The sequence below is a fragment of the Microbacterium sp. HA-8 genome (genome assembly GCF_046111165.1).
In the GTDB taxonomy this organism is placed as follows: domain Bacteria; phylum Actinomycetota; class Actinomycetes; order Actinomycetales; family Microbacteriaceae; genus Microbacterium.
This window is the reverse complement of sequence record NZ_CP162025.1, coordinates 2,747,508-2,771,499: the sequence shown is the minus strand read 5'-3', so window position 1 is coordinate 2,771,499 and position 23,992 is coordinate 2,747,508. Positions and strand designations below refer to the sequence as shown.

The 23,992-nt window shown below is 71.0% G+C and carries 23 protein-coding genes; 14 read left to right on the top strand and 9 right to left on the bottom strand.

Going from position 1 to position 23,992, the window contains the following annotated elements; genetic code table 11:
• Position 1: 1 nt before the first annotated feature.
• The 4 genes from mtrB to hpf all read left to right on the top strand — a co-directional run bounded on the left by mtrB (position 2) and on the right by hpf (position 4,942).
• Positions 2-1,720 carry an MtrAB system histidine kinase MtrB gene (gene mtrB / locus AB2L57_RS13225; RefSeq protein WP_292810298.1) on the top strand — a complete coding sequence of 573 codons (1,719 nt, stop codon included), beginning with the start codon at positions 2-4 and terminating at the stop codon, positions 1,718-1,720.
• Positions 1,717-3,396: an LpqB family beta-propeller domain-containing protein gene (locus tag AB2L57_RS13220; protein ID WP_409047289.1), complete on the top strand. Its 1,680-nt coding sequence runs from the start codon at positions 1,717-1,719 to the stop codon at positions 3,394-3,396. The genes mtrB and AB2L57_RS13220 overlap by 4 nt, the downstream gene beginning before the upstream one ends.
• A gap of 93 nt (positions 3,397-3,489) precedes the next feature.
• Complete coding sequence (locus tag AB2L57_RS13215; protein ID WP_292810302.1) at positions 3,490-4,185, top strand: ComF family protein; 696 nt, start codon at positions 3,490-3,492, stop codon at positions 4,183-4,185.
• A 91-nt stretch (positions 4,186-4,276) separates the two neighbouring features.
• Positions 4,277-4,942, top strand: coding sequence for a ribosome hibernation-promoting factor, HPF/YfiA family (gene hpf, locus AB2L57_RS13210; protein WP_292810304.1), 666 nt, complete (start codon positions 4,277-4,279; stop codon positions 4,940-4,942).
• Positions 4,943-5,023: 81 nt separating this feature from the next.
• On the opposite strand, the gene AB2L57_RS13205 is transcribed toward hpf, so the two are convergent.
• Together AB2L57_RS13205 and AB2L57_RS13200 are read right to left on the bottom strand one after the other, a co-directional pair.
• Entirely contained in the window at positions 5,024-6,346 is a 1,323-nt protein-coding gene (locus AB2L57_RS13205; protein ID WP_292810306.1) for a hypothetical protein, read from the bottom strand.
• A gap of 59 nt (positions 6,347-6,405) precedes the next feature.
• On the bottom strand, positions 6,406-7,035 hold the full coding sequence (locus AB2L57_RS13200; RefSeq protein WP_409047288.1) for a PadR family transcriptional regulator: 630 nt from the start codon (positions 7,033-7,035) through the stop codon (positions 6,406-6,408).
• Between the two features lie 156 nt (positions 7,036-7,191).
• Here AB2L57_RS13200 and AB2L57_RS13195 point away from each other — a divergent pair, with 156 nt between their 5' ends.
• A complete protein-coding gene (locus tag AB2L57_RS13195; protein WP_292810309.1) occupies positions 7,192-8,181 on the top strand; it encodes a phosphodiesterase in 990 nt (329 codons plus the stop codon).
• Here AB2L57_RS13195 and AB2L57_RS13190 read toward each other — a convergent pair.
• The gene (locus AB2L57_RS13190) at positions 8,144-9,724 is read right to left on the bottom strand and encodes a stealth family protein (RefSeq protein ID WP_292810311.1); all 1,581 of its coding nucleotides are present in this window, start codon (positions 9,722-9,724) and stop codon (positions 8,144-8,146) included. The two genes, AB2L57_RS13195 and AB2L57_RS13190, sit on opposite strands and share 38 nt — an antisense overlap.
• Before the next feature lie 227 nt (positions 9,725-9,951).
• Between AB2L57_RS13190 and secA the strand changes: the two genes are divergently transcribed.
• Both secA and AB2L57_RS13180 read left to right on the top strand, forming a co-directional pair.
• Positions 9,952-12,768, top strand: coding sequence for a preprotein translocase subunit SecA (gene secA / locus AB2L57_RS13185; protein ID WP_409047287.1), 2,817 nt, complete (start codon positions 9,952-9,954; stop codon positions 12,766-12,768).
• 67 nt (positions 12,769-12,835) lie between these two features.
• Complete coding sequence (locus AB2L57_RS13180) at positions 12,836-14,062, top strand: pyridoxal phosphate-dependent aminotransferase (RefSeq protein WP_409047286.1); 1,227 nt, start codon at positions 12,836-12,838, stop codon at positions 14,060-14,062.
• An 18-nt stretch (positions 14,063-14,080) separates the two neighbouring features.
• Here AB2L57_RS13180 and AB2L57_RS13175 read toward each other — a convergent pair whose 3' ends face one another.
• On the bottom strand, positions 14,081-14,527 hold the full coding sequence (locus AB2L57_RS13175; protein ID WP_292810315.1) for an Rv3235 family protein: 447 nt from the start codon (positions 14,525-14,527) through the stop codon (positions 14,081-14,083).
• Positions 14,528-14,655: 128 nt separating this feature from the next.
• Here AB2L57_RS13175 and AB2L57_RS13170 point away from each other — a divergent pair, with 128 nt between their 5' ends.
• Positions 14,656-15,273, top strand: a complete 618-nt coding sequence (locus AB2L57_RS13170) for a hypothetical protein (RefSeq protein WP_292810317.1) — start codon at positions 14,656-14,658, stop codon at positions 15,271-15,273.
• Positions 15,274-15,293: 20 nt separating this feature from the next.
• Here AB2L57_RS13170 and AB2L57_RS13165 read toward each other — a convergent pair whose 3' ends face one another.
• A complete protein-coding gene (locus AB2L57_RS13165; protein ID WP_292810319.1) occupies positions 15,294-15,575 on the bottom strand; it encodes a helix-turn-helix domain-containing protein in 282 nt (93 codons plus the stop codon).
• 136 nt (positions 15,576-15,711) lie between these two features.
• On the opposite strand from AB2L57_RS13165, the gene AB2L57_RS13160 reads away from it, so the two are divergent.
• Genes AB2L57_RS13160 through AB2L57_RS13150 form a run of 3 tightly spaced genes read left to right on the top strand, consistent with a single transcriptional unit; the run spans position 15,712 to position 19,130 of the window.
• The gene (locus AB2L57_RS13160) at positions 15,712-16,338 is read left to right on the top strand and encodes an SAF domain-containing protein (RefSeq protein ID WP_292810321.1); all 627 of its coding nucleotides are present in this window, start codon (positions 15,712-15,714) and stop codon (positions 16,336-16,338) included.
• Positions 16,335-17,627 (top strand): P-loop NTPase, encoded by a 1,293-nt coding sequence (locus AB2L57_RS13155; protein ID WP_292810323.1) that lies wholly within the window; start codon positions 16,335-16,337, stop codon positions 17,625-17,627. Before AB2L57_RS13160 ends, AB2L57_RS13155 begins: the two co-directional genes overlap by 4 nt.
• 9 nt (positions 17,628-17,636) lie before the next feature.
• Positions 17,637-19,130 (top strand): sensor histidine kinase, encoded by a 1,494-nt coding sequence (locus AB2L57_RS13150; RefSeq protein ID WP_292810325.1) that lies wholly within the window; start codon positions 17,637-17,639, stop codon positions 19,128-19,130.
• Between the two features lie 30 nt (positions 19,131-19,160).
• On the opposite strand, the gene AB2L57_RS13145 is transcribed toward AB2L57_RS13150, so the two are convergent.
• Complete coding sequence (locus tag AB2L57_RS13145) at positions 19,161-19,409, bottom strand: WhiB family transcriptional regulator (protein WP_036295594.1); 249 nt, start codon at positions 19,407-19,409, stop codon at positions 19,161-19,163.
• Positions 19,410-19,669: 260 nt separating this feature from the next.
• On the opposite strand from AB2L57_RS13145, the gene AB2L57_RS13140 reads away from it, so the two are divergent.
• Entirely contained in the window at positions 19,670-20,074 is a 405-nt protein-coding gene (locus AB2L57_RS13140; RefSeq protein WP_409047285.1) for a histidine kinase, read from the top strand.
• A 6-nt stretch (positions 20,075-20,080) separates the two neighbouring features.
• Here the strand turns inward: AB2L57_RS13140 and bcp are convergent, their stop codons facing one another.
• Genes bcp through aroA form a run of 3 tightly spaced genes read right to left on the bottom strand, consistent with a single transcriptional unit; the run spans position 20,081 to position 23,022 of the window.
• A complete protein-coding gene (gene bcp / locus AB2L57_RS13135) occupies positions 20,081-20,557 on the bottom strand; it encodes a thioredoxin-dependent thiol peroxidase (RefSeq protein WP_292810333.1) in 477 nt (158 codons plus the stop codon).
• Between the two features lie 9 nt (positions 20,558-20,566).
• Positions 20,567-21,643, bottom strand: coding sequence for a ribosome small subunit-dependent GTPase A (rsgA, locus tag AB2L57_RS13130; RefSeq protein ID WP_409047284.1), 1,077 nt, complete (start codon positions 21,641-21,643; stop codon positions 20,567-20,569).
• Between the two features lie 17 nt (positions 21,644-21,660).
• A complete protein-coding gene (aroA, locus tag AB2L57_RS13125) occupies positions 21,661-23,022 on the bottom strand; it encodes a 3-phosphoshikimate 1-carboxyvinyltransferase (RefSeq protein ID WP_409047283.1) in 1,362 nt (453 codons plus the stop codon).
• Positions 23,023-23,117: 95 nt separating this feature from the next.
• Between aroA and AB2L57_RS13120 the strand changes: the two genes are divergently transcribed.
• Together AB2L57_RS13120 and AB2L57_RS13115 are read left to right on the top strand one after the other, a co-directional pair.
• Positions 23,118-23,735 (top strand): sigma-70 family RNA polymerase sigma factor, encoded by a 618-nt coding sequence (locus AB2L57_RS13120; protein ID WP_409047282.1) that lies wholly within the window; start codon positions 23,118-23,120, stop codon positions 23,733-23,735.
• A complete protein-coding gene (locus tag AB2L57_RS13115) occupies positions 23,732-23,977 on the top strand; it encodes a zf-HC2 domain-containing protein (protein ID WP_292810340.1) in 246 nt (81 codons plus the stop codon). Before AB2L57_RS13120 ends, AB2L57_RS13115 begins: the two co-directional genes overlap by 4 nt.
• Positions 23,978-23,992 lie beyond the last annotated feature (15 nt).

Here is a 23,992-nt window from a genome sequence, read left to right as displayed (position 1 = left end):
CATGACGCGCCCGAGGAGCGGGGGCGGTCCGGCGACGGGGGCCATCCGCACCTCGGTGCCGCTGGATCTGCGCCGCCCGACGACGTGGATCGAGGGCACCTCGCGCCTGTGGCGCAGCTCGCTGCGCTTCCGCACGATCCTCATCACCGTCACCCTGACGGCCCTGACGATCCTCATCGCGTGCGTCTGGATGGCGCTGGCGATCCAGAACGACCTGTTCCAGGCACGGCTGGATCGAGTGCTCGACGATTCCCGCGGCGCCACGGCCTCGGCGCAGGAGACCCTCGACGCCGCCGAACCCCAGGGCGAGCGCGTGCAGTTGCAGAACCTCATGACCGCCGTCGCGCGCGACGTCGCCCGGCAGTCCTCCAGCGACGGGATCGCGGCGCTTCGCATCGACACCGCCCCCTCCTCGATCGCCCCGCAGAACTTCTTCTCCGGCGCGCTCTCCGAAGACATCGTCTCCGACGGCCTTCGCGAGCGCGTGCAGACCCAGGCGCAGACCCAGTGGTGGCAGTCGGTGCCGCTCGCCGTGGACGGGCAGGAGGTTGCCGGCGTCGTCGTCGGACAGCAGATCCTCGTCCCCGATGTCGGCGCCTACGAGCTCTACCTCGCCTACGACCTCGCGGCCGAGTCGCAGACGCTCGGCTTCGTGCAGGGCACGCTGTGGATCGTCGGCATCGCCCTGGTCCTGCTGATCGGGGCGATCTCGTGGCTCGTGCTGCGTTCCGTCGCGACCCCGATCGCCGAGGCCGCCGACACGAGCGCGCGTCTCGCGGCGGGCGAGCTGCAGGTGCGGCTGCCCGTGCGGGGCGAGGACGAGCTGGCAACGCTCGGACGATCGTTCAATGCGATGGCCGACAGCATCCAGACCCAGATCAGGGAGCTCGCCGACCTCTCGCTCGTGCAGCAGCGGTTCGTCTCCGACGTCTCGCACGAGCTGCGCACGCCGCTGACCACCATCCGGCTCGCCGCCGACATGATCAACGATCAGCGCGAGAGCTTCGACCCCGCGACGGCGCGCGCCGCCGAGCTGCTGCACGCGCAGGTGCAGCGATTCGAGACGCTGCTCGGCGACCTGCTCGAGATCAGCCGGTACGACGCGGGATCCGTGCAGCTCGAGTGGGAGCCCACGAGCCTCGCCCACCTGGCGGAGGATGTCATCGCCTCGATGCAGCAGCTGGCCGATCAGCACGGCAGCGACGTGCGCCTGGTCGCCCCCGGCGGATATTCCCCCGTCGACATGGACGCCCGGCGCGTGCGGCGGATCGTGCGCAACCTGCTCGGCAACGCCATCGAGCACGGTGAAGGACGACCGATCGTCGTCACGGTGGACAGCAGCTCGAGCGCCGTCGCGATCGGCGTGCGCGACTACGGGATGGGTATGCAGAAATCCGACGTCGAGCGCGTGTTCGATCGATTCTGGCGGGCCGACCCCTCACGTCGGCGCTCCATCGGCGGCACCGGCCTGGGCCTGTCGATCGCGCTCGGCGACGCCCGCCTGCACGGGGGCACCCTGGCCGTGTGGAGCGAGCTCGGACGCGGCTCCAACTTCGTGCTCACGCTGCCCCGGCAGCCCGGCGGCCCGATCGATGCCCCACCGCTGCGGCTGGACACGGGGGATGACCCGCTCGAAGACCTCGGCATGACGCAGCCGATCGACATCCAGGAGGCCCGCGCGCTCGACGAGGCGGACCGCCGGGCGGGGGAGCGCTCATGAAGGCCCGCACCGCCGCGATGCTCGTCGCCCTCCTGCTCGCGCTCACCGGCTGCGCGGGACTGCCCACGGCGGGGCCCGTCAACCCGGGCCTGGGCGCCGCCGAGGCACCGGACGTGCCCGACTTCTCCTTCTCGCCCGACCGCCCCCAGCCCGGCGCGACGCCCGAGCAGATCGTCGAGGGCTTCGTCGCCGCGGCCACGGGATCGCAGAACGACTGGGAGATCGCGCAGCTCTTCCTCGCCCCGGCGATCCGCGAGAGCTGGCGGCCCGAGGCGGGGGTCACGATCGACCGTCCCGGCTCGCGCACCGTCACCGCGATCGAGGACGGCCGTGTCGAGATGAGCGTGGTCGTCACCGCCTCGGTCGACGAGAACGGGGCGTACGAGCTCGCCGACGAACCCACCCAGACCTTCTCGTACGGCCTCGCCGAACAGGCCGACGGGCAGTGGCGCATCACCGAGGTGCCCGATGGCATCGTGCTCGACGAGGACAACTTCGACAACGTCTTCCGCGCCTACTCGCTGATGTACTTCGATCCCTCGTGGAACTACCTCGTTCCGGACGTGCGCTGGTTCGCCACCCGCAACCCCGCGACCCGCATCACGCGGGCGCTGCTCGGGTCGACCCCCAGCCCCTGGCTGCAGGAATCCGTCGCCTCGGCCGCGCCCGAGGGTGTCTCGCTCGCGCGGCAGTCGGTGCCCGTCGTGCAGGGTGTGGCCCGCATCGAGCTCACCGAGGCGGCTCTCGACGCCGACCCGGTGACACTCGGACGGCTGCAGAGGCAGTTGCTGGCGAGTCTGCAGGGGGCCGGCATCGCCGGCGCCGAGATGCTCGTCGACGGCGCGGCGCTCACCGTCGAACCCGCGCCCGTGCGCGGCACGGCGATCGATGCGCGACCGCTCGTGCTCACCGACGACGTGTTCGGCTTCCTCTCCGACGGCGAGGTCGCGCGACTGGGAGGCATGAGCGCGACCATCGAGTCCCTCGGTGTCACCGCCGTCTCGATGGGCCGGGGCGAGGAGACGGCCGCGGTGAGCCTCACGGGCGGCGGCGTCGCGCGGGTGGATGCAGATGGCGAGGCGACCACAGTCGACCCGCGGGCGGGACTGGCCGAACCCGCGCTCGACCCGGACGGCGTGATCTGGACGGTGCCGCGCGACCAGCCGACCGCGCTGCGGGCGACGCTCGCGGACGGCACGGCGATCGACATCGAGGGCGCTTGGGTCGGGTCCTCGCGCGTGCAGGCGATCCAGATCAGTCGCGACGGCACCCGCATGGCCGCGATCCTCACGGCGGGAGGCCGCGACTGGGCGGTGGTCTCCGGCATCGTCCGCGACGCCGACGGGGTGCCCCGCTCACTCGGGGAGTCCCGACGTATCGTGCGCCTCGACGGCAGCGGCATCGACGTCGCGTGGCTCGATGACCAGACCCTGGGCATCGCGTCGGCGGGTGACGACGGCGAGATGAGCGTCATCGAGCACGTCGTGGGTGGCACCGGACAGACGCTGTCGGGGCCCGCCGCGACGTTGACGACGATCGCGGCGGGCGCGACGGTGACCTCGGCCCGCGTGCTCAGCGACGACGGCGTGCTCTCACTGCGCCGGGGCTCGACGTGGCAGCCGGCCGCCGAGGGCGTGCGCGTCCTCGCCCCGCAGCTGGGCGCCGCGTCCGGCTGATCGCTCGTCCTCCCCAGTCTGTGGTGGCAGGGTCATCCCCCCGGGCGCACACACGACGCGACACGGGATGCTGCCCCCCGGCATCCTGGGCCCATGGATCCGGTCGTTCGCGACGCGCTGTCCCTCGCGCGCGGTGCCGTCGCCGACGCTCTGGCCCTGGTGCTGCCGGCGCCGTGCGTGGGATGCGGGGATGCGGGCGGTCCCGTCTGCGGACGGTGCCGGGAAGCCCTCCGCCCGCGGGTCGTCACGACGGATCTCGACGGTCTGCGGGTGTACAGCGGGCTGGCGTTCGAGGCGGTGGCGGCACGCGTCATCCGCGCGGTCAAGGCCGACGCGAGGCCGCGGCTGCTTCGTCCGTTCGCACCCGCGCTCGCCGCGGCCCTGCGGGCGTTGGCCGACGACCTCGGGGCCGACGCCGCATCGCTGCACGTCGTGCCGGTGCCCGCGAGCGCCCGCGCCATGCGCACGCGCGGCTTCCGCGTCGTGGAGGTCGCGACCCGACGTGCGGGGGTGGTTCCCGAGCGGCGGCTCGTCGCCGTGCGACGTACGGCCGATCAGCGCGAACTGGGCTTGGCCGAGCGCGTGCAGAACCAGCGCGGGAGCATGGCCGCCCGGAACGTGCGCGGAATGCCCGTCGTGATCGTCGACGACGTCCTCACCTCGGGCGCGACGCTGCGCGAGGCGGCGCGGGCGCTGCACGCGGGTGGTGCGGTCGTTGTCGGCGCGGCGACCATCGCGGCGACGCCGCGACGACATCGCCCCCGGAGCGCATCACAAATTCACACGTGACATCGTCGGGGGCCGCCACTACGGTGGAGCGAACAAGGCGACCGCGGTCCGCCCTTGTACGGGCGGACCGTCCCGAACAAGGAGGTCAAAGATGGATACCAACATCGTCGGCGTGGGTGTGGGGGTCACCGATCGGTTCCGGTCGGTGGTCGAAGAGAAGGCCGCACGCATCGAGCACCTGGCGTCGCGCGTGCAGCGCCTCGACGTCAAGGTGACGCACCGGGCCTACCACAACGGACGGGTCGAGGACGACACCGTCGAGCTGACCCTGCTGGGAAAGGGCCCCGTCGTTCGGGCCGAGGCCACCGACGGCGACAAGTTCGCCGCTCTCGATCTTGCGGTCGACAAGCTGTGCGAGCAGCTCCGGCGCGCCAAGGGCAAGCGCGTCGACGCCCGCAACCACCCCCGCGGCCCTCACTTCGAGAAGGGCAAGGGTGAGATCGAGGGCATCGATGTGCAGCCGGCATCCGTCGAGGCCATCCGGGCCGTGGCGACCGGCGAGGTGCCCGTCGTGGCCGGTGCGGACGACGAGGAGGAGTACACCCCCGTCGTCATCCGCGTGAAGAACTTCGATGCCGAGTGGATGACCGTCGAGAACGCCGTCGACCGGATGGAGCTGGTCGGTCACGACTTCTTCCTCTTCATCGACGCGCGCACCGACCACCCGAGTGTCGTGTATCGGCGCAAGGGGTGGGACTACGGTGTGATCTCGCTCGAGGCCGCCGCACCGCCGGTCGAGGCGGCGATCGCCTCCTAGACTCCGCGCGTCGCACGATCAGACGGATGCCCGGGGCTCACCGCCTCGGGTATCCGCGTGTGCGGGTGCACACACCGGAACTCAGCCGTCGAAGATGTCGCCGAGCAGGCCGCCGATGACGAGCCCGCCGAGCACGCCGCCCATCATGTCGCCCATGCCGCCGCCGCCGCGTCTTCCGCCGCCCTGTCCGCCCCAGCCGCCGTCCTGCGGCCGCGACGAGTCGATGTCGCGCTGCGCAAGATGAAGCGCCTCGCTCGCGAGCGATCCGGCGCGGCGCGCCATGTGCAACGCCTTCTCGAGCGAGTCGTCCTCGTCGGGCAGAGCGTTGATGTCCGTGCGGACGCGCTCGGCCTCGGCCAGGCGCGTGCGCGCATCGGCGCCGATCCAGCCGCGGTGCCCCGCGATCACGTTGCGGGCGACGGCGATCTGCCGGTCGGCATCGTCGACCGCGTGGCGCACGTGCGCGGGGTCGGGAAGCGGACGGGCCGCCCGTTCGCGGGCCTTGTCGACGGCGGCGTCGAGCGCGGTGTTGGCCTCGCGCAGCTGCGACAGATCCTCGAACGGGTCGGTCTTGGTGCCGGCCGGGGGGAGAGCGGCGAGCGCGCGCTGCAGAGTCGCCATCGCCTCGACGACGGCGGGCGTCTGAGGGGCGGTCCGCGCCTGCACGAGGTCGTCGCGGGAGTCGGCGATCACGTCCGCGAGGGTGGATTCGGCGCGCAGCGCCTCGATCTCCCAGTCCTCGACCCCGTCGATGATCGTCGCCGAGCGGCGCACGGCCTCGGTCGCCGTCTCGAGGGCCAGGTTGGCCTCTTCGGTGCGGCCCGCTTCGCGGCGACGCGTGGACACGTCCGCGCTGTGCAGCGCGAAGGAGAGCAGCTGGTCGGCCTCATCGGCGCTCTGCACGATCTGGCGCAGCGCCGCGTCCGAGTAGCGGGCGCCCATCCGCTCGATCGTCGAGCGCGCGTGCGGCAGACGTTCGCGCAGCCGCTCGGCGTCGGCGCGCACCTGCGCGAGGATCTCCGGCGCCCGGCGCACCCGCGCGATGTCGGCCGCCAGGGCCTCCGTGCGCTCGTCGAGCAGCTGTTCGGCCCACTCGCACAGCTGGATGATGCGCGCATTGCGCGTGCGCAGCTCCTCGGGGGTGTCGGGGATCTCGTCGTGATTGAGCTGATGCAGGTGGTACGCCTCGCCGAGATGTTCCGTGACGGCATCCAGCGCTGCGCGAAGATCCTTCGTCAGACCCTCACCGAGCTCGGCGACCGCGAACGCGAGCTCGTCGCGCGTCACGCGGATCCGCTCGTCCGCCCCCACGAGCGCGATGCCCGCCCGACGAGCGAGGTCGGCGTCGTGCGCGTCGAGCTCCGCCTGCTGCTCTCGTTTTCGCTTGCCCCAGAATCCGGCCATGCTCTCGATCCTAAGTCGCAACGACCGAGTGGATGCCGGGCGCCCGGCGCGCGCGGCAGCTACACGGCCGCGGTGCGCGGTCGGGGCGCTCCCGCCTTCGGCGGCCGGCCTCTGCGGGGCCGCTCGCTCGCGGGCCCGAGCGGCAGAGTCGGCGCGGGGTGCGCGAGCACGCGGGCCTCGACGTGGTCGAGCAGCCGCAGCTCGGCCTCGACCTGTGCGATCCGGCCGTCGGCGACGATCTGCCAGGCGAGCAGCTCACCGGTGCGGGCGGAGCCGGAGGCGCTCTCGCGATCGTGCCGCTCGGAGCGCAGCGCCGCCAGCGCCGCCTGCGAGGCCCGGCGCTGGGCGCGGAGCACCGGGGCGACCTCGACGCGCGGAAGACTGGCGGCCAATGCCAGTTTTAGTGGCAGCTCGTCGCGCGCGCCCGTCGCCGCGGCGACGGGGGAGAGCAGCCAATCGCCGACCTCGTCGCTTCCGGCCGGGGTGATCCGGTAGTACACGTGCCCGGCAGGGTCGGCATCGCCCTTGGCCACGAGACCGTCGCGTTCGAGTCGATCGAGCGTGTTGTAGATCTGCCCCACGTTCAGCGGCCGGGCGCCGCCGGTGCGTCGCTCGAACTCGCTGCGCAGCTGATAGCCGTAGCAGGGACCGTGATCGAGGATCGCCAGCAGACTCATGCGCACGGACATGTCTTCCCCCACCCCGCGACCTCGGTGCATGTCGCGTATCTGAATTCTGAGTATATGCATACCCGGAATTCGGTTCGTGTGATGTGCACCGGTGATTTTCCGGCCGTTCACGCGTCATTCGCCGGGTGCACGAAACATGCCTGTAACATTTCGGGCGTGACGAGTGACAGACCGACCCCGCGGATCGCCGAGTATCCGCGCGCCGGCCACCAGCTGCTGCACCTGAGCGACACCCACCTGCGCGCCCTGGGCGACCGGCTCTACGGGTCGATCGATGCCCGGGGGCGCCTCGAGAGGGCCCTCGCGCAGATCGAGGCGTCGGGTACGCGTCCCGCCGCCGTGGTCTTCACGGGCGACCTGGCCGACTTCGGCGAGGCCGCGGCCTACGCGGATCTGCGCGCCCTCGTCGAGCCGTGGAGCAGGCGCCTGGACACCCGTCTCATCTGGGTGATGGGCAACCACGACGATCGCGCGGCGTTCCGCGCCGAGATGCTCGAGGGCGACTCGGGCGCCGATCCGTACGCGCCCCACGACTCGGTGTCCGACGTCGACGGGCTCCGCGTCATCGCCCTCGACACCTCGGTGCCCGGCCACCATCACGGCGAGATCTCGGATGAGCAGCTGGCGTGGCTCGAGCTCGAGCTGTCGGTGCCCGCGCCGCACGGGACGATCCTCGCGATGCACCACCCGCCCGTGCCGAGCGTGCTCGACCTCGCCGTCACGGTCGAGCTTCGCGAGCAGTCCAGGCTGGCGGCGGTTCTGCGCGGCAGCGACGTCCGATCGATCCTCGCCGGTCACCTGCACTACTCGACATCGGCGACGTTCGCCGGCATCCCCGTCTCCGTCGCATCGGCCACCTGCTACACGCAGGACCTGTCCGTGCCCGTGGGGGGAACGCGTCCCTGGGACGCGGCCCAGGCGTTCAACCTCGTGCACGTATACGAAGACACCGTCGTGCACTCGGTCGTCCCGGTCTCGGACGCCCCCGGGCTGACCTACGTCGACGCCGACGAGAGCGCGCGCCTGCTCGCCCGGGCGGGCGTCGTCATCCCGGACGCCACGACCGGCGCCCTGCGCGCGCAGCACACCCGCGACGCCGCGCTCGCGGCTAACCCGCCGACGGCTCCGCTGCGGATCGTCGGCTGATCTCGACCTCGTCGACCGCCACCTCCCACGGCGCCCGCACGGGGAAGTAGGCCTCGAGCGTCTCGCGCAGGACCCGTTCGCGCACGTCCTCGGGCACCTCGGGACGGCTTCCGTCGTTGAGGCAGAACATGTCGACGTCGCGCTTGGCGAGCAGTCGCTCCATCTGCGCGAGCGCCGGCTGCAGCGTCGTCTGGATGTATCGCGTGCGCGGCTCGGTGGTCGCGATGGCGCGCCCCGTCATGAGGGCGTAGTAGTGGTAGAGCGAATTGGTGACCGAGATGTCGGTCGCGGAGCGGAAGGTGGATGCCGCCGTCCGGGCGAAGTCCTCGGGAAACGCCTGCTCGAGCTCGTACATCACGCTCCGGCGCAGGGGGGCCGCGCAGTGCTCGAGATCGCGGGTGATCACGCGGCCGAACCGCTGCTGCAGGAGCGCACGGTTGACCCGGGCGGCGTTGTCGTGGCCGCTGCGGTCCGTGCTCGTGGGCCCGACCCCGATGCGCACCCCGGACTCGACGAAGCGCGAGACCCCGCCGGGGGTGAAGAACAGCTCGGGGCGCACCGCGCGCCCGAAGAACATGTCGTCGTTGGCGTAGAGGAAGTGCTCGGCGAGCCCCTCGATCCGGTGCAGCTGAGCCTCGACGGCGTGGGAGTTGTGCGTGGGCAGCACCGAGGTGTCGGCGAAGAACTCCTCGCTGCGCACGACCGTGACCTTCGGGTGCTCGGCGAGCCACCAGGGCGCGGGGCTGTCGGTGGCGATGAAGATCCGGCGGATCCACGGCGCGTAGAGGTGCACGCTGCGCAGCGCGTACCTGATCTCATCGACGTGGCGGAAGCGCGCGGAGTGGTCGTCGCCGTCGCCGACGACGTATCGGCTCATGCGGCGGGCACGCTCCCGCTGGAAGTCGCTGGATGACCCGTCGACCCACGAGAAGACGAGATCCACATCCTCGGTGAATTCGCCGGGCGTGGGAGTGAACATGCCGTCGATGGTGCGCCACGTGCGTCCGTGCTTCTCGAGCTGCACGATCGTCATGTCGTCCTCGGCGATGATCCGGCGGGTCAGGGCGTTCGCCGAGGGTGCCGTGATCAGGCCGCCCTCACGACGCCAGAACTCGAGGCGGATGCCGGAATCGGCGCCGTGACGCAGGGTGCCCGCGGCGGTCGTGCGCGGTCGGTACAGGGTGACGGCGTCGTGCGAGCCGAAGCTGCGGGCGCCGTGATGGGCCAGGGGCCGCACCCGGCCGCCGCGACGGGCGACCCAGGGCTCGTCGTCGGCGCACAGGGCGATGATCGCCCGGGCACGCTCGACGGCGTCGACCGCGAGAGCCGGGCGGCCGCTCGATCGGCGGATGAGCAGCGGCTCGACTCCGACAGCCTCGAGCACCGCCGCGATGCGCAGCAGATCCTCGGTCTGGGCCTCGTCCGCGGAGACGTCTCTGATCAGGTGCGGGATGCCGGCCACGAGCACGACGTCGTCGCGCGCGCCTCCTGACTCCCATCCCCGGGGGACTCCGCTACCGGGCATCGCGTCGAGCAGTGCCATCTACCACCTCTTTCTTCTCGGCGCCCGCCCTCGCGGAGGCCACCCTGAAGTCTAGGTCGGCTGTGTGTCGGGCATGTTGCGGGCCGCGGATGCGTGCGTCGGATGCGCACCCCGGCGCGGGTGGAGTCCCAGGCTGAATCCAGGTCACGGCCCGGTAACATGGGAGGGATATGCCTGTCGCGTGGGCTGCACCGCCGCGCGGCATCCGATCGGATGGAGATCCTCCCGTGGCAAACCCGCTCGAGAAACTGCTGCGCGCCGGCGAGGGCCGCATCCTCAAGAGGCTGCAGCAGGTCGTCAAGGCCGTCAACGCGCTCGAGGAGGACTACGCGCACCTCACCGACGAGGAGCTGCGCGGCGAGACCGCCGAGCTGCGCGCGCGTCACGAGGCCGGCGAAACGCTCGACCAGCTGCTGCCGGAGGCCTTCGCCGCCGTGCGCGAGGCCGCCAAGCGCACCCTCGGTCAGCGCCCCTACGACGTCCAGCTCATGGGCGGGGCGGCGCTGCACCTGGGCAACATCGCCGAGATGCGCACCGGTGAGGGCAAGACGCTCGTGGCGACCCTGCCCTCGTACCTCAACGCGATCGCGGGCAAGGGCGTGCACGTGGTCACCGTCAACGACTTCCTCGCGAGCTACCAGTCCGAGCTCATGGGGCGCGTCTTCCGGGCCCTGGGCATGTCGACCGGCGTCATCCTGTCGGGGCAGACTCCTGCCCAGCGCCGCGAGCAGTACGCGTGCGACATCACCTACGGCACGAACAACGAGTTCGGCTTCGACTACCTGCGCGACAACATGGCCTGGCGCAAGGAGGACCTCGTCCAGCGCGGTCACTTCTTCGCGGTGGTCGACGAGGTCGACTCGATCCTGATCGACGAGGCGCGCACCCCGCTCATCATCTCGGGTCCGTCGTCGGGTGAAGCGAACCGCTGGTTCGCCGAGTTCGCCAAGATCGCCGCCACCCTTGAGGCCGGCGTGGACTACGAGGTCGACGAGAAGAAGCGCACGATCGGCGTGCTCGAGCCCGGCATCGAGAAGGTCGAGGACTACCTCGGCATCGACAACCTGTACGAGTCGGCCAACACCCCGCTGATCTCGTTCCTGAACAACTCGATCAAAGCCCTCGCGCTGTTCAAGCGCGACACCGATTACGTCGTGATCAACGACGAGGTGATGATCGTCGACGAGCACACCGGCCGCATCCTCGCGGGCCGGCGCTACAACGAGGGCATCCACCAGGCCATCGAGGCCAAAGAATCCGTGCCGGTCAAGGCCGAGAACCAGACTCTGGCGACCGTCACGCTGCAGAACTACTTCCGTCTCTACGACAAGCTGTCGGGCATGACGGGCACGGCCGAGACCGAGGCGGCTGAGTTCATGTCGACCTACAAGCTGGGCGTGGTGCCGATCCCCACCAACCGGCCGATGGTCCGCAAGGACCAGCCCGACCTGGTCTACAAGAACGAGCAGGCCAAGTTCGCGCAGGTCGTGGAGGACATCGCCGAGCGTCACGAGGCGGGGCAGCCCGTCCTCGTGGGCACCGTGAGCGTCGAGAAGAGCGAATACCTGTCGCGTCTGCTGGCCAAGAAGGGCGTCAAGCACGAGGTCCTCAACGCCAAGAACCACGCTCGAGAGGCCGAGATCGTCGCCCGCGCGGGGCGCCTGGGTGCCGTCACCGTCGCGACCAACATGGCCGGCCGCGGAACCGACATCATGCTCGGCGGGAACGCCGAGTTCCTCGCCGTGCAGGAGATGAAGACCAAGGGCCTCGACCCGGTCGACACCCCCGACGAGTACGAGGCCGAGTGGGACGGCGTCTATGAGGCCGTGCGCTCCCGCGTGGCCGAAGAGGGTGAGAAGGTCGTCGCCGTCGGCGGCCTGTACGTGCTCGGCACCGAGCGCCACGAGTCCCGCCGCATCGACAACCAGCTGCGCGGTCGGTCGGGCCGCCAGGGCGACCCCGGCGAGAGCCGGTTCTACCTCTCGCTGACCGACGACCTGATGCGCCTGTTCCAGTCCGGCGCGGCCGAGGCGATTCTGTCGCGGGCGAACTTCCCCGACGACGTCGCGATCGAGTCCTCGATGGTGAGCCGGGCGATCAAGAGCGCCCAGTCGCAGGTCGAGTCGCGCAACGCCGAGACCCGCAAGAACGTCCTGAAGTACGACGACGTCCTGAACCGTCAGCGCGAGGCCATCTACGCCGACCGCCGGCACATCCTCGAGGGCGATGACATCGCCGACCGCGTGCAGCACTTCATCGAAGACGCGGTGAGCGCCGTCATCGCCGAGCACACCTCGTCGGGGCACAGCGAGGGCTGGGACTTCGACGCGCTGTGGACCGAGCTGAAGACGATGTACCCCGTCGGCGTGACGATCGACGAGGTCGTGGCCGAAGCCGGCGCGAAGGGACGCATCACCGCCGAAGGCCTCACGCGCGAGCTGCTCTCCGACGCCCGCATCGCCTATGCGGGGCGCGAGGAGAAGCTCGGCGCGCAGGCGATGCGCGAGCTCGAGCGGCGCGTTGTGCTCCAGGTGCTCGATCGTCGCTGGCGCGAGCACCTCTACGAGATGGACTACCTGAAGGACGGCATCGGCCTGCGGGCGATGGCCCAGCGCGATCCGCTCATCGAGTACCAGCGCGAGGGCTATCAGATGTTCCAGTCGATGATGGGCCAGATCAAGGAGGAGTCCGTCGGCTACCTCTTCAACCTCGAGGTCGAGGTGCGGCGCGCGGGCGAGGGCCCCGAGGCCCACGCCGAGGTCGCGGCCAAGGGTCTCGCGGCCGGGCCCGGCGACGAGCGGCTCGAGTTCTCGGCGGCCAACGACGCGGGCGAGGTCGAGGTGCGTAACGAGCGCGGTCAGGTGCAGCAGGCGGCGACCGCCAAACTGCAGCGGGCGGCGGCGCAGAGGGGTGCGCAGGCGCCGGATGCCGGAGCTCCGGCGGCGCGCGGAGCCTTCGGTCAGCCGACCGATCAGGCCGACCCGGGGCAGGGCCAGGCTCCGGTGAACCGCGCCGAACGGCGCGCGTCGGCCAAGCGCAAGTAGTCGCCCGGCTCCCGAGCATGCCACGGGGTGTCCGGTGGCCTGCTCGCACCGCGGATATCCTGGGCCGATGAGCACCCTCCGTCCCCTCGATCAGTCCTCGAAGCTGAAGAACGTCCTCTACGAGATCCGCGGCAACGCCCTCGTCGAGGCCGCCCGGCTCGAGGCCGAGGGGCACACGGTGCTCAAGCTCAACACCGGCAACCCCGCCACCTTCGGGTTCGAGGCGCCCTACCAGATCGTCCGCGACATGATCGCCGCGATCCCCACGGCGCACGGGTACAGCGAGAGCCGCGGCATCCTCTCGGCGCGTCGCGCCGTCGTGTACCGCTATGAAGAGGTCGAGGGCTTTCCACGCATCGATCCGGACGACGTGTTCCTCGGCAACGGCGTGTCCGAACTGATCACGATGACGATGCAGGCGCTGCTCGACGAGGGCGACGAGGTGTTGATCCCCGCGCCCGACTACCCGCTCTGGACGGCCATGACGAGCCTGTCGGGGGGCACTCCCGTGCACTACACGTGCGACGAGGAGAACGAGTGGCAGCCCGATCTCGAAGACATCCGCGCCAAGGTCACTCCGCGCACCAAGGCGATCGTCGTGATCAACCCGAACAATCCGACCGGTGCCGTGTACTCGCGGGCCGTGCTCGATGGGATCGCCGAGATCGCCCGGGAGCACTCGCTGCTGGTCCTCGCCGACGAGATCTACGACCGCATCCTCTTCGACGAGGCGACGCACATCCCGATGGCGAGCGTGGCTCCCGACCTGCTCTGCCTGACCTTCAACGGGCTCTCGAAGACCTATCGGGTGGCGGGCTACCGCTCGGGCTGGATGGTCATCACAGGTCCGCAGCGGCACGCGGCCGGATTCCTCGAGGGCATCAACCTCCTGGCCTCGACACGTCTGTGCCCCAACGTCCCCGCGCAGCACGCGGTGCAGGCGGCCCTCAGCGGAGTGCAGTCGATCGACGCGCTGATCGCGCCGTCGGGACGCCTGCACGAGCAGCGCGATGTCGCGTGGGAGGGGCTGGAGAGCATCCCGGGCGTCTCGTGCGTGCGCCCGCGGGGAGCGCTCTACGCGTTTCCGCGACTGGACCCCGAGGTGCATGAGATCCGCGACGACGCCAAGCTCGTCTACGACTTCCTGGTGCAGGAGCACGTCCTGCTCGTGCAGGGCACCGGGTTCAACTGGCCCACGCCGGATCACCTGCGTGTCGTGACACTGCCCGAGGCGCGCGTGCTCGCGGATGCCGTCGAGCGGCTGGGCAACTTCCTGTCTTCGTATCGCCAGTAGCGCCCCGCGGGCCCTGAGTCAGAGCACGGCCAGGGACGTCGCGCGCCAGCGCCCGTCGGTGCCCTCGAGCCGCAGGGCGATCGCGCGCGTGCGGTGCGGAGCGGAGATGATCACGACGGCCTCCACCACGCCGTCGGCGGGGCTCATCGATCGGGTGGAGAGCACGGCGAGGTGCGGCCTGACGGCCGGGACGCCCCGTGCGCTGCGGGCGCGGGTGGCGAGGTTGCTTCGGGTCACGAGCCGGCGGAAGGCGTCCTCGGAGAGCCATCGGGCGAGCTGGTCGACCTCCCGAACGCCGGCAAGCACTTCGAGCACGCCACGGGCGAGGTTGGTGACGAGCGGGTCAGGGTCGGGCAGGTCGGATGTCGGTGTGCGCTGCCGCGAGAAGTACTCGTCGGACTCGCCCGGATAGGCGCTGCGGCGCGCACGCGGCGCCCCAGCACCGTCGGCGGCGGACCTGCTCATGGAGACCCCCATCTCTCGAGCGTTTGCTGTGTTGGCAGTAGACCACACGCAGCCTAGGAGTAGCCCGGGAAGGGGGCACGTGTGGATAACTCGCCGGGAGCGCGGCCCGGCTGTCCTAGGGTCGGCGCGTGCGCTGGGATCGGCTCTTCGAAGACCTCGAGGATCAACTCGCCTCCGAGTGGGAGGCCGAACGTGCTGCCCTCGACAGCGAAGCCGAACGCGTCCGGATCGCCAGAATGACGCTGCGGAGCCGACTGAGCGCGCTCGTGGAATCACCGCCGCGGTCCGCCGATCGGGTCGGCGTGGAGGTGCTGTGCGGCGACGTGCTGACCGGCTCGCTGCGGGCGGTCGGGGCGGATTTCACCGCCATCCGCGCCGACGACGCCGTGCACGGACTGGTCATCGCCCCGCTGGCGGCGATCGCGTCGGTGGCCGTGGCCCCGCACGCCCTCGTGCGCAGTGCGCGCCCACGGCCGCACGAGCGTGCCCACCTGTCGGAGCGGCTCACCTTCGGCTTCGTCCTGCGTGATGTCGCTCGCCGCCGTCTCCCCGTGCGTGTGGTGTCCGCGCAGGGTCGGCATCAGACGGGCACGATCGATCGCGTGGCGGCCGATCATCTCGATCTGGCGGTGCATGACGCGGGCACGCCCCGGCGTCAGCGGGAGATCACCGCGGTGCGCATCGTGCCGTTCGCCGCGATCGCCTGCGTCCACCTCGACGCGGACGCGGCTCCCGCCCTGGTGTGACGCGCTGCGGCGTCGGACGATCACTCGGGCCGGTAGCTCGCGCCGCCGCCCCACACCTCGGGAAAGCTGGCCGCCTGCGACTGCTGCCACAGGTGCATCTGTCGCGCTTCTTCGACCTGGTCGTCGATGTACCCGCGCAGGCTGTCCTCCTCGATGCGCCACTTCGCCGGCGAGCCCAGTCGTGCGCCACGCAGGCGACCCTCGTGCACCAGCTCCATGACCTCGGAGACGTCGATGCTCAACAGCTCGGCCACCTGTGACGGCGCGAGGTAGCGCACGCCGCCTGGGGAGCTATCGGACATGACCCCCATTATGGACCCGGCCACGGACGCCCGGATCGCGTGACCTGTGGATAACGGGACGCGCCGATCCGCCCGCATCGGCCACGATGGGCGATCGGACAGGGGACGGCCGCCGCGCCGCCCGGAGAGGATCGCCATGACCGCAACGGACCCACCCCGACCACGCCGCCGTGTCTTCTGGGCTGACCTGCGTTTCTTCGTCGGCATCGCGCTGATCGCGCTGTCGGTCGCCGGCGTCTGGATCGTGGTGGATGCTGCCGCGACGACCAGTCCGGTGTTCGCCGCATCGCGCACCCTCATGCCCGGAGACCCCGTGACGGCCGCGGACCTGACTGCCGTCGATGCGGCTCTCGGTGCGGCGGGGGAGGCCTACTTCGGAGCCGAGCAGCTGCAGCCCGGCTCGGTGGCGACGCGCTCGATCCGCGAGGGCGAACTGGTGCCCCGCAGCGCCCTCGCGCCGGCGGAGGAGGTGAAGGTCACGACGGTTGTGGTCTCCAGCGCCACGCCGGTGCCCTCCGGGATGGGTCCGGGCGCTCCGGTCGAGCTGTGGGCCGCCTCCGCGGACGCCGACGGGATCCTGCGGACACCGTCGATCCTCGTGGCCGACGCGACGGTCGCCCGCGTGCGGGAGTCGGGATCGATGATGGGATCCGGCGGTACGGATGTCGAGATCGTCATCCCGCGCGCCGACGTCGCCGCGACCCTCGAGGCACTCTCGGCCGGGGCGGCCATCTCGCTCGTCCCGGCGGCGGTGACAGGATGAGTGCGCGGATCCTCGTCGCGCTGGGCGGCTCCGCGGCGTCGCGCGTCGCGTCGGAGCTCTCTCGCGCAGGGCTCGAGATCGTGGGCGTGGTGGATCCGGGCGCGCCCGCTGCGGCAGCATCCGATCTCCTCGCGGCTCCCGATCTCGATCGGACCCGTGACGCGCTCGCGCGCGCGACGGCCATGGTGCTGCGCGCGGACCGCCGCACGCTCACTGCTGACCTCGTCGCGGCGTGCGATCGTCGCGGGGTGCGGATCCTGCCGGTCTGCGACGACGCCGATGCGCAGAGGTGGGCGGGGGCCTTCGGGCTGGAGCCCGCGCTGATCGCGGCGGAGGCGTGGGCGGTCATCGACGCGCTGCGGGCCGATCCCGTGCCGGGCGCGACGGCGGCATTCGGGAGCCGGGGCCGCATCATCGCGGTGTGGGGGCCCGGGGGAGCGCCAGGGCGATCCACGATCGCGTCGCTCATCGCCTTCGAGCTGGCCCGCGGCGGCCGCCACTGCGCCCTCATCGACGCCGACGTGCACGCGCCCTCCCTCGCGCTCTCCCTGGGGATCGCCGATGAGGGCCCGGGGTTTGCGGCGGCGTGTCGGCAGGCCGGGCTCGGCTCGCTCGACGCACGCGAGCTGACCCGCATCAGCATCCCGCTCGCGCATGCCGGCGGGGTCGTCGATGTGCTCTGCGGGCTCAATCGGACGGGTCGATGGCCTGAGCTCGCCGAAGACCGCGTCAGCGCGGCGCTGGAGGCCTGCCGCGAGTGGGTCGACGCCGTGGTCGTCGACGTGTCTTCGTCGCTCGAGCGCGACGAGGAGCTCATGAGCGATCTCGACGGGCCGCGCCGCAACGGCGCGACGTCGGCCGCCCTGGCGTCCGCCGACCTCGTGATCGCGGTCTGCGCCGCCGATCCGGTGGGCGTGGCGCGGTTTCTGCGCGGGTACGCGGAGCTGCGCGCGACGATCGGCTCGACGAGGGTCGTGGTGGCTGTCAACAAACTGCGCCCGGGCGCCCTCGGATTCGACGCTCGCGGACAGATCCGACGCACTCTCGAGCGGTTCGCCGGCATCGACGACGTGTTCTTCCTTCCGCTGGACCCCCGGAGCGCGGATGCTGCGGTGCTCCAGGCGCGTCCGCTCGCGGAGGTCTCGCCCCGGTCGCCGCTGGTCGCCGCGGCGCGGCGACTCGTCGGGGAAGGGGTCCAGCCCGCGGTCGGAGGCGAGCTCGTGCCCGCGGGGTCGCGGGCGACGAAGCGTACACGCCGGCGGGCGGGGACCGACAGGCTCAGCGCCTAGGCTGGGGGGGTGTCGACCCTCAGCGAAATCGTCTACGCCCAGGGCCGCGCGACCGAAGCGGACGTGGAGTGGCTGCACCGCCTGGCGGGCGACGGCCAGCTGCTGGCAGACCTCGCCTTCGCCGACATCGTGCTCTGGGTGCCGACCCCCGACGACTCGTTCGTCGCCGTCGCGCATACGCGCCCCTCGGGCGCTGCGACGCTGTTCTATCGGGACATCGTGGGCGACCGGGTGCGGCCGCAATGGCGAACACAGGTGCGCGAGGCGTTCGACTCCGCGCGGATCGTGGACTCCGCGTCGCCCGACTGGTTCGAGGAGACCCCCACACGTGTGCGGGCGGTCCCCGTGATCAGCGTGCCCGCGCGGGATGGAGCACCCGCACGCGTCGTCGGCGTCCTCACCCGGCACACCAATCTCGGCGAGGCGCGCACGCCCAGCCGACAGCAGATCACCTTCAACGACTGCGCCGATGACCTGTTCGGCATGGTCGCCTGGGGTGAGTTCCCGGATCTGTCGGCCCCGACGGGCCCGCGCCGCGGGGCGCCGCGCGCGTCGGACGGTCTGATCCGTTTGGACGTCGACGGCATCACGACCTTCGCGAGCCCCAATGCGCTCTCCGCCTGGGGGCGGCTCGGCTTCGACGACGAGCTCGAGGGCGAATCCCTCAGCGAGGTGACCACCCGCATCCTTCCCGCCCAGGAGCAGATCGACGAGTCGCTGCCGCTCGTCGTGACCGGCCGCGCGCCGTGGCGTTCGGACATCGAGGCGCGCGGGGTCGCCGTCTCTCTGCGTGCGATTCCGCTTCGCCATCACGGCGAGCGCACGGGCGCGATCGTCCTCTGCCGCGACGTGACCGAGATCCGCCACCAGGAGCAGGAGCTGATCACCAAGGACGCGACGATCCGCGAGATCCATCACCGCGTCAAGAACAACCTGCAGACCGTCGCCTCACTGCTGCGCATCCAGGCGCGGCGCACGCACTCCGACGAGGCGCGCGATGCCCTCACCCAGGCGATGCGGCGGGTGTCGGCGATCGCGGTCGTGCACGACACCCTCTCGGAGGGGCTCACGCAGGCTGTGGACTTCGACGAGGTCTTCGATCGGGTGCTCAAGCTCGTCGCCGAGGTCGCGGCGGGCGCGGGAACGCGCGCGCAGACCCGATCGAGCGGAACCTTCGGCGAGCTGCCCAGCGAGTACGCGACGCCGCTCGCCCTCGCCCTCACCGAGCTCGTGACCAACGCCGTCGAGCACGGCCTCGCGGGACGCGAGGGAACCGTCGAGATCGAGGCCAAGCGCACCACGTCGCGGCTCAAGGTGAGTGTGCGCGACAGCGGGGTGGGCCTTCCCGAGGGTCAGGTCGGCCGCGGCCTGGGCACGCAGATCGTCCGCACCCTCATCCAGGGTGAGCTGGGAGGGACGATCGACTGGCACACGATCATGGGCAGCGGCACGGAAGTCACGATCGACATCCCGCTGCGGTGGATCGACCGCGCCAGGACCTGATCCGGCGCGGGCGATCCTCGGCGGTCGGGCTCAGCTGGCTCGGCGGGCGCGGGCGGCGCGGCGCTTGAGGGCGCGACGCTCGTCTTCGGAGAGGCCGCCCCAGACGCCGGAGTCCTGCCCCGACTCGAGCGCGTACTGCAGACAGATCTCGGTCACGGTGCAGCGGGCGCAGACGGCCTTCGCCTTCTCGATCTGGTCGACCGCCGGCCCGGTGTTTCCGACCGGGAAGAACAGCTCGGGGTCGACGGTGAGGCATGCGGCCTTATCGCGCCAGTCCATGCAGATAGCTCCTTGTTGCGAGGGGTGGGGGATGAGCGAGTGCTCAGAGTTCGGTTTCGGGTCCGGTACCCTGGTGAGGTGCGAGCAGGAAGCTCGCCCCACGGCGCTGTGGGAGCACATGGCTTGTCCCATCGTCCCACACGTCCCCGGACTGATCAAGGGTTCGTCCGGGTGTTTCCTGTGCACATTGCTGAGCGTTCGCTCTCAGCCCTGGAGGATCCGAACAACTTCGGGTGCGTCCCGCAGAGAGAGGCCGTCGAATGCGCAGCGATCCCGTGACCATCGCGGCGGCAGCATCCGTCGCTCTCGAGGGCCTGGTGCTGGGCGGTATCGCGCTCTGGATGGGCGCGTCGTTCTTCGGTGCCGAGGTGATGGATGTCGGCACTGCGACCGCGCTCGTCGTGCTCACGGCGGCGGCGGCCATCGCCCTCGTCGCGTTCGGCGTCGCGATCCTGCGCGATCAGGGGTGGGGGCGTTCGGGAGCGATCGTCGCCCAGCTGCTCATCCTCGCCGTCGCGCTCGGCGCCGCGACGGGCGCGTACGCCCACCCGGCGCAGGCGGTGCTGATCGCGGCTCCCGCGCTGATCGTGCTGCTGCTCGTGATCAGTGCCGCGCGGCGGTCGGCACGTCGTGCCGGATCCGATGCGCCGGCCGAGGGCGACTGAGCCGCGTCAGCCGTCGAGGCCGAGCATGCCGCGCAGACGCGCGACATGCCCCGTCGCCTTGACGTTGTAGAGGGCGTGCACGATGGAGCCCTGCTCATCGATCACGAAGGTGGACCGCAGGACGCCCTCGACGGTCTTGCCGTAGTTGACCTTCTCGCCCCACGCGCCGTACGCGTCGTGAGCGGCGCGATCGGGGTCGCTCAGCAGATCGAAGGTCAGCCCGTCGCGCTCGCGGAACTCGCGGAGCTTCGCCGGGTCGTCCCGCGAGACGCCGAGCACCGTGTATCCGCCGCCCTGCAGCGATGCGAGGCTGTCGCGGAAGTCGCAGGCCTGCGTCGTGCAGCCGGGGGTCATCGCCGCCGGGTAGAAGTACAGGATCACGCGTGAGCCGCGGAGATCGGCGAGGGAGACCTCTTCGCCGTCCTGATCGTGCAGACGGAAGTCGGGGGCGGGGGAACCGGGTTCGAGGCGCACGGAAGTCACCCCTTCAGACTAGGACGCATCGGTGCCGCTGTGGATGCGCGCGAACGTCGCCAGCAGCCGCTGCAGCGAATCCAGCCGGGCGGGACCCGTCGGGCCGAGCTCCCCGTCGGCCACGGCTTCGATGATCGCGCAGTCGGGGGCGTCGGGAAGATGCGTGCACCCGCGCGGGCAGCGCTCTGCGATGCGGTCGAGGTCGGTGTACGCGCGGAGGACGTTCGCGGGATCGATGTGGCCGAGGCCGAACGAGCGCACGCCGGGCGTGTCGATCACCCATCCGGAGCCGTCGGCGCTGGAATAACGCAGCGACACCGTCGAGGACGAGGTGTGTCGACCCCTGCCCGTCACCTCGTTGACGTGGCCCGTCGCCCGCAGCGCCGTCGGGACGAGGGCGTTCACGAGCGTGGACTTTCCCACCCCCGAATGCCCGACAAAAACCGTCGAGTGGCCGACGAGACTCGCACCGATGCTCTCCAACGGCATCTCCCCGCGCGCGCTCTCGAAGACCACGAGGTCGAGCCCTTCGAAGTGCGTGAGGAACTGCGCGGGAGAGGCCAGGTCGGTCTTGGTGATCACGAGCAGAGGCCGGATGCCGGCATCCAGCGCCGCGATCAGGTAGCGGTCGACGAGCCGGGGGCGGGGTTCGGGGTCGGCCGCGGCGACCACGATGAGCATCTGGTCGGCGTTGGCCACGACGACGCGCTCGACAAGATCGGTGTCGTCGGCGGAACGGCGGAGCAGGGTCGAGCGGGGTTCGATGCCCACGATCCGCGACAGGGTTCCCACCGCGCCCGACGTGTCGCCGACGACACGGGCTCGGTCGCCGGTGACGATCGGCTGCCGACGCAGCTCCCTCGCTCGCGAGGCGATGACCTCGTGCTCCTCGGGGGTGTCTTCGTCGAGCAGAACCGCGTACCGGCCCCTGTCGACGCCCAGCACCCTGCCGACGACGGCGTCGTGGTGACTCGGACGGCGCTTCGTGCGAGGGCGATTGGCTTTGGGATTGGGGCGGACGCGGATGTCGGCTTCGTCGAACTCGGGATCGTCGTCGGTCTCGCCGTCGTCCCACCAGTTCTCGGTCGGGTCCATGGGATCGCCGCGCGCCCTCAGCCCGTGCCGCCGAGCATCGTCATCCACAGCTGTTCGAACTGCGGAAGAGTCTTCGCCGTCACGCTCAGATCGTCGATCTCGACGCCGGGAACGGCAAGACCGAGCAGGGCGCCGGTCGTCGCCATGCGGTGATCGTGGTGCGAGCGCCACAGACCGCCGTGCAGCGGGCGCGGCGTGATGCGAATGCCATCGGGCAGCTCCGCGGCGTCGCCACCGAGCGCGTTGATGCCGTCGACGAGCGCCCGGATGCGGTCGGTCTCGTGCAGGCGGATGTGCCCGATGCCCGTGATGGTGCACTCGCCGTCGGCCAGGGCGGCGAGTCCCACGATCGTGGGCGCGAGCTCTCCCGCGGCCGAGAGGTCGATGTCGAAGGCACGGATGCCGTGTCCCGTGACCGTCAGGGCGCCACCGCGGCGCGAGACCCGGGCGCCGGCGGTGTGCAGCAGATCGTTGAGCATCGCGCCTGGCTGCGTGGAGTGCGCAGGCCATCCGGTCACCGTGACGGAGCCACCCGCGACCATGGCCGCGGCGAGGAAGGGCGCCGCGTTGGAGAGGTCGGGCTCGATGGCGATGTCTTTGGCCCGCAGGGCGGTGGCCGGGACGACCCACTCGTTGGGCGCCGGACGCTCGACGTGGACACCGCGATGGGAGAGCGCCTCGACCGTCATGTCGATGTGGGGCACGCTGGGCAGGCGGCTGCCGGTGTGGATGAGGTGCAGTCCGACGTCGAAGCGCGGTGCCGCCAGCAGCAGCCCCGACACGAACTGGCTGGATCGGGACGCGTCGATGCGCACCTCTCCGCCGCGGATGTGCCCGTGACCGCGAACCGTGAAGGGCAGCGACCACCGTCCGCCGTCGTCGATGTCGACGCCGATGTCGCGCAGGGCGTGGATCAGCTCCCCCATGGGCCGGTGCAGCGCGCTCGCGTCGGCGGTGAGGTGCACATCGCCTCGCGCGAGGCCCGCGAGGGGCGAGACGAAGCGCATCACCGTGCCGGCCTGGCCGCAGTCGATGTCGCCGCCTCCGGTGAACGACGCGGGCGGGCTGATGAGCAGATCGTCGCCGAAACCCCCCGCGCCCGGCTCGGCGTCGATCCGGACGCCGAGGGTGCGAAGCGCATCGACCATGCGGGCGGAGTCCTGCGAGTGCAGCGGGGCGATCAGACGCCCCGGCCCCTCGGCGAGCGCCGCGAGCACGAGCTCGCGGCCGGTGAGCGACTTCGATCCGGGGAGGGTGAGGGTGGCGTGGAGCGGCCCCGATGCGGTCGGCGCGGTCCATGCGGTGGGCTGCGCGGCATCCCGCGCGGGCGCGCCGGCCCGCGTCTCGTCTGCGAGCCGGGAATAGCCGTGCTGGGTCATCGGGTTCTACCTTATCGAGCCCTCGAGAGGACACGATGAACCTGACGCTGGAGAGGCCGCGGGCCAACGCAACCGCGCGCCTAGACTGGGTCGTCATGGACGACCAGCCTGAGCCCGACGAGGTGCTCGCGCACCCCGGCACCGCGCGCGATCAGTTCGAGGAGCAGGCGCTGCCCTTCATGGATCAGCTCTACGGGGCTGCGATGCGCATGACGCGCAACCCGGCGGATGCGGCCGACCTCGTGCAGGAGACCTTCGTGAAGGCCTTCTCGTCGTGGGCCACCTTCCAGCAGGGCACCAACCTCAAGGCGTGGCTCTACCGCATCCTCACCAACAGCTACATCAACACGTACCGCAAGAAGCAGCGCGAGCCCTACCAGGGAACGATCGACGACCTCGAGGACTGGCAGCTGGGCGGAGCGGAATCGACGACGGCGACCAGCAGCCGCTCCGCCGAGGCCGAAGCGATCGATCACATGCCGGCATCCGCCGTCAAAGACGCACTGCAGGCCATCCCCGAGGATTTCCGGCTGGCGGTGTACCTCGCAGACGTCGAAGGCTTCGCCTATCAGGAGATCGCGGACATCATGAAAACCCCCATCGGCACGGTCATGAGCCGCCTGCACCGCGGCCGGCGGCTGCTGCGCGACCTGCTTGCCGACTACGCAAAAGAGCGGGGCATCGTTCCCGCAACCCCCAGGAGCACAAAATGACCGATTGCGGCTGTGAGAAGGCGCGGCGCGACCTCGAAGAGTACCTCCGCAACGAAGTGTGCAAGACCGAGCACCAGGACATCACCGAGCACCTTGCGCACTGCCCCGAGTGCAGTGACGAGGCTCTTGTGGCGAAGACCCTGACCGACGTCGTCGCCCGCGCCTGCCGTGAGACGGCTCCCGAAGAGCTGCGCGATCAGGTCCTCGCCCGACTGCGCGTCGCGCAGGCCTCTCACACCTGACGCCGACGGCGGGCC

Excerpts from the sequence above, each read along its gene's own strand:
- AB2L57_RS13200 (WP_409047288.1), bottom strand. The coding sequence starts at position 7,035 with ATGTCCGTGCGCATGAGTCTGCTGGCGATCCTCGATCACGGTCCCTGC.
- AB2L57_RS13215 (WP_292810302.1), top strand. The coding sequence starts at position 3,490 with ATGGATCCGGTCGTTCGCGACGCGCTGTCCCTCGCGCGCGGTGCCGTC.
- AB2L57_RS13115 (WP_292810340.1), top strand. The coding sequence starts at position 23,732 with ATGACCGATTGCGGCTGTGAGAAGGCGCGGCGCGACCTCGAAGAGTAC.
- rsgA (WP_409047284.1), bottom strand. The coding sequence starts at position 21,643 with ATGGACCCGACCGAGAACTGGTGGGACGACGGCGAGACCGACGACGAT.
- AB2L57_RS13165 (WP_292810319.1), bottom strand. The coding sequence starts at position 15,575 with ATGTCCGATAGCTCCCCAGGCGGCGTGCGCTACCTCGCGCCGTCACAG.
- AB2L57_RS13160 (WP_292810321.1), top strand. The coding sequence starts at position 15,712 with ATGACCGCAACGGACCCACCCCGACCACGCCGCCGTGTCTTCTGGGCT.
- AB2L57_RS13145 (WP_036295594.1), bottom strand. The coding sequence starts at position 19,409 with ATGGACTGGCGCGATAAGGCCGCATGCCTCACCGTCGACCCCGAGCTG.
- AB2L57_RS13220 (WP_409047289.1), top strand. The coding sequence starts at position 1,717 with ATGAAGGCCCGCACCGCCGCGATGCTCGTCGCCCTCCTGCTCGCGCTC.
- AB2L57_RS13120 (WP_409047282.1), top strand. The coding sequence starts at position 23,118 with ATGGACGACCAGCCTGAGCCCGACGAGGTGCTCGCGCACCCCGGCACC.
- aroA (WP_409047283.1), bottom strand. The coding sequence starts at position 23,022 with ATGACCCAGCACGGCTATTCCCGGCTCGCAGACGAGACGCGGGCCGGC.
- AB2L57_RS13175 (WP_292810315.1), bottom strand. The coding sequence starts at position 14,527 with ATGAGCAGGTCCGCCGCCGACGGTGCTGGGGCGCCGCGTGCGCGCCGC.
- AB2L57_RS13180 (WP_409047286.1), top strand. The coding sequence starts at position 12,836 with ATGAGCACCCTCCGTCCCCTCGATCAGTCCTCGAAGCTGAAGAACGTC.
- AB2L57_RS13205 (WP_292810306.1), bottom strand. The coding sequence starts at position 6,346 with ATGGCCGGATTCTGGGGCAAGCGAAAACGAGAGCAGCAGGCGGAGCTC.
- hpf (WP_292810304.1), top strand. The coding sequence starts at position 4,277 with ATGGATACCAACATCGTCGGCGTGGGTGTGGGGGTCACCGATCGGTTC.
- AB2L57_RS13140 (WP_409047285.1), top strand. The coding sequence starts at position 19,670 with ATGCGCAGCGATCCCGTGACCATCGCGGCGGCAGCATCCGTCGCTCTC.
- mtrB (WP_292810298.1), top strand. The coding sequence starts at position 2 with ATGACGCGCCCGAGGAGCGGGGGCGGTCCGGCGACGGGGGCCATCCGC.
- AB2L57_RS13155 (WP_292810323.1), top strand. The coding sequence starts at position 16,335 with ATGAGTGCGCGGATCCTCGTCGCGCTGGGCGGCTCCGCGGCGTCGCGC.
- AB2L57_RS13190 (WP_292810311.1), bottom strand. The coding sequence starts at position 9,724 with ATGGCACTGCTCGACGCGATGCCCGGTAGCGGAGTCCCCCGGGGATGG.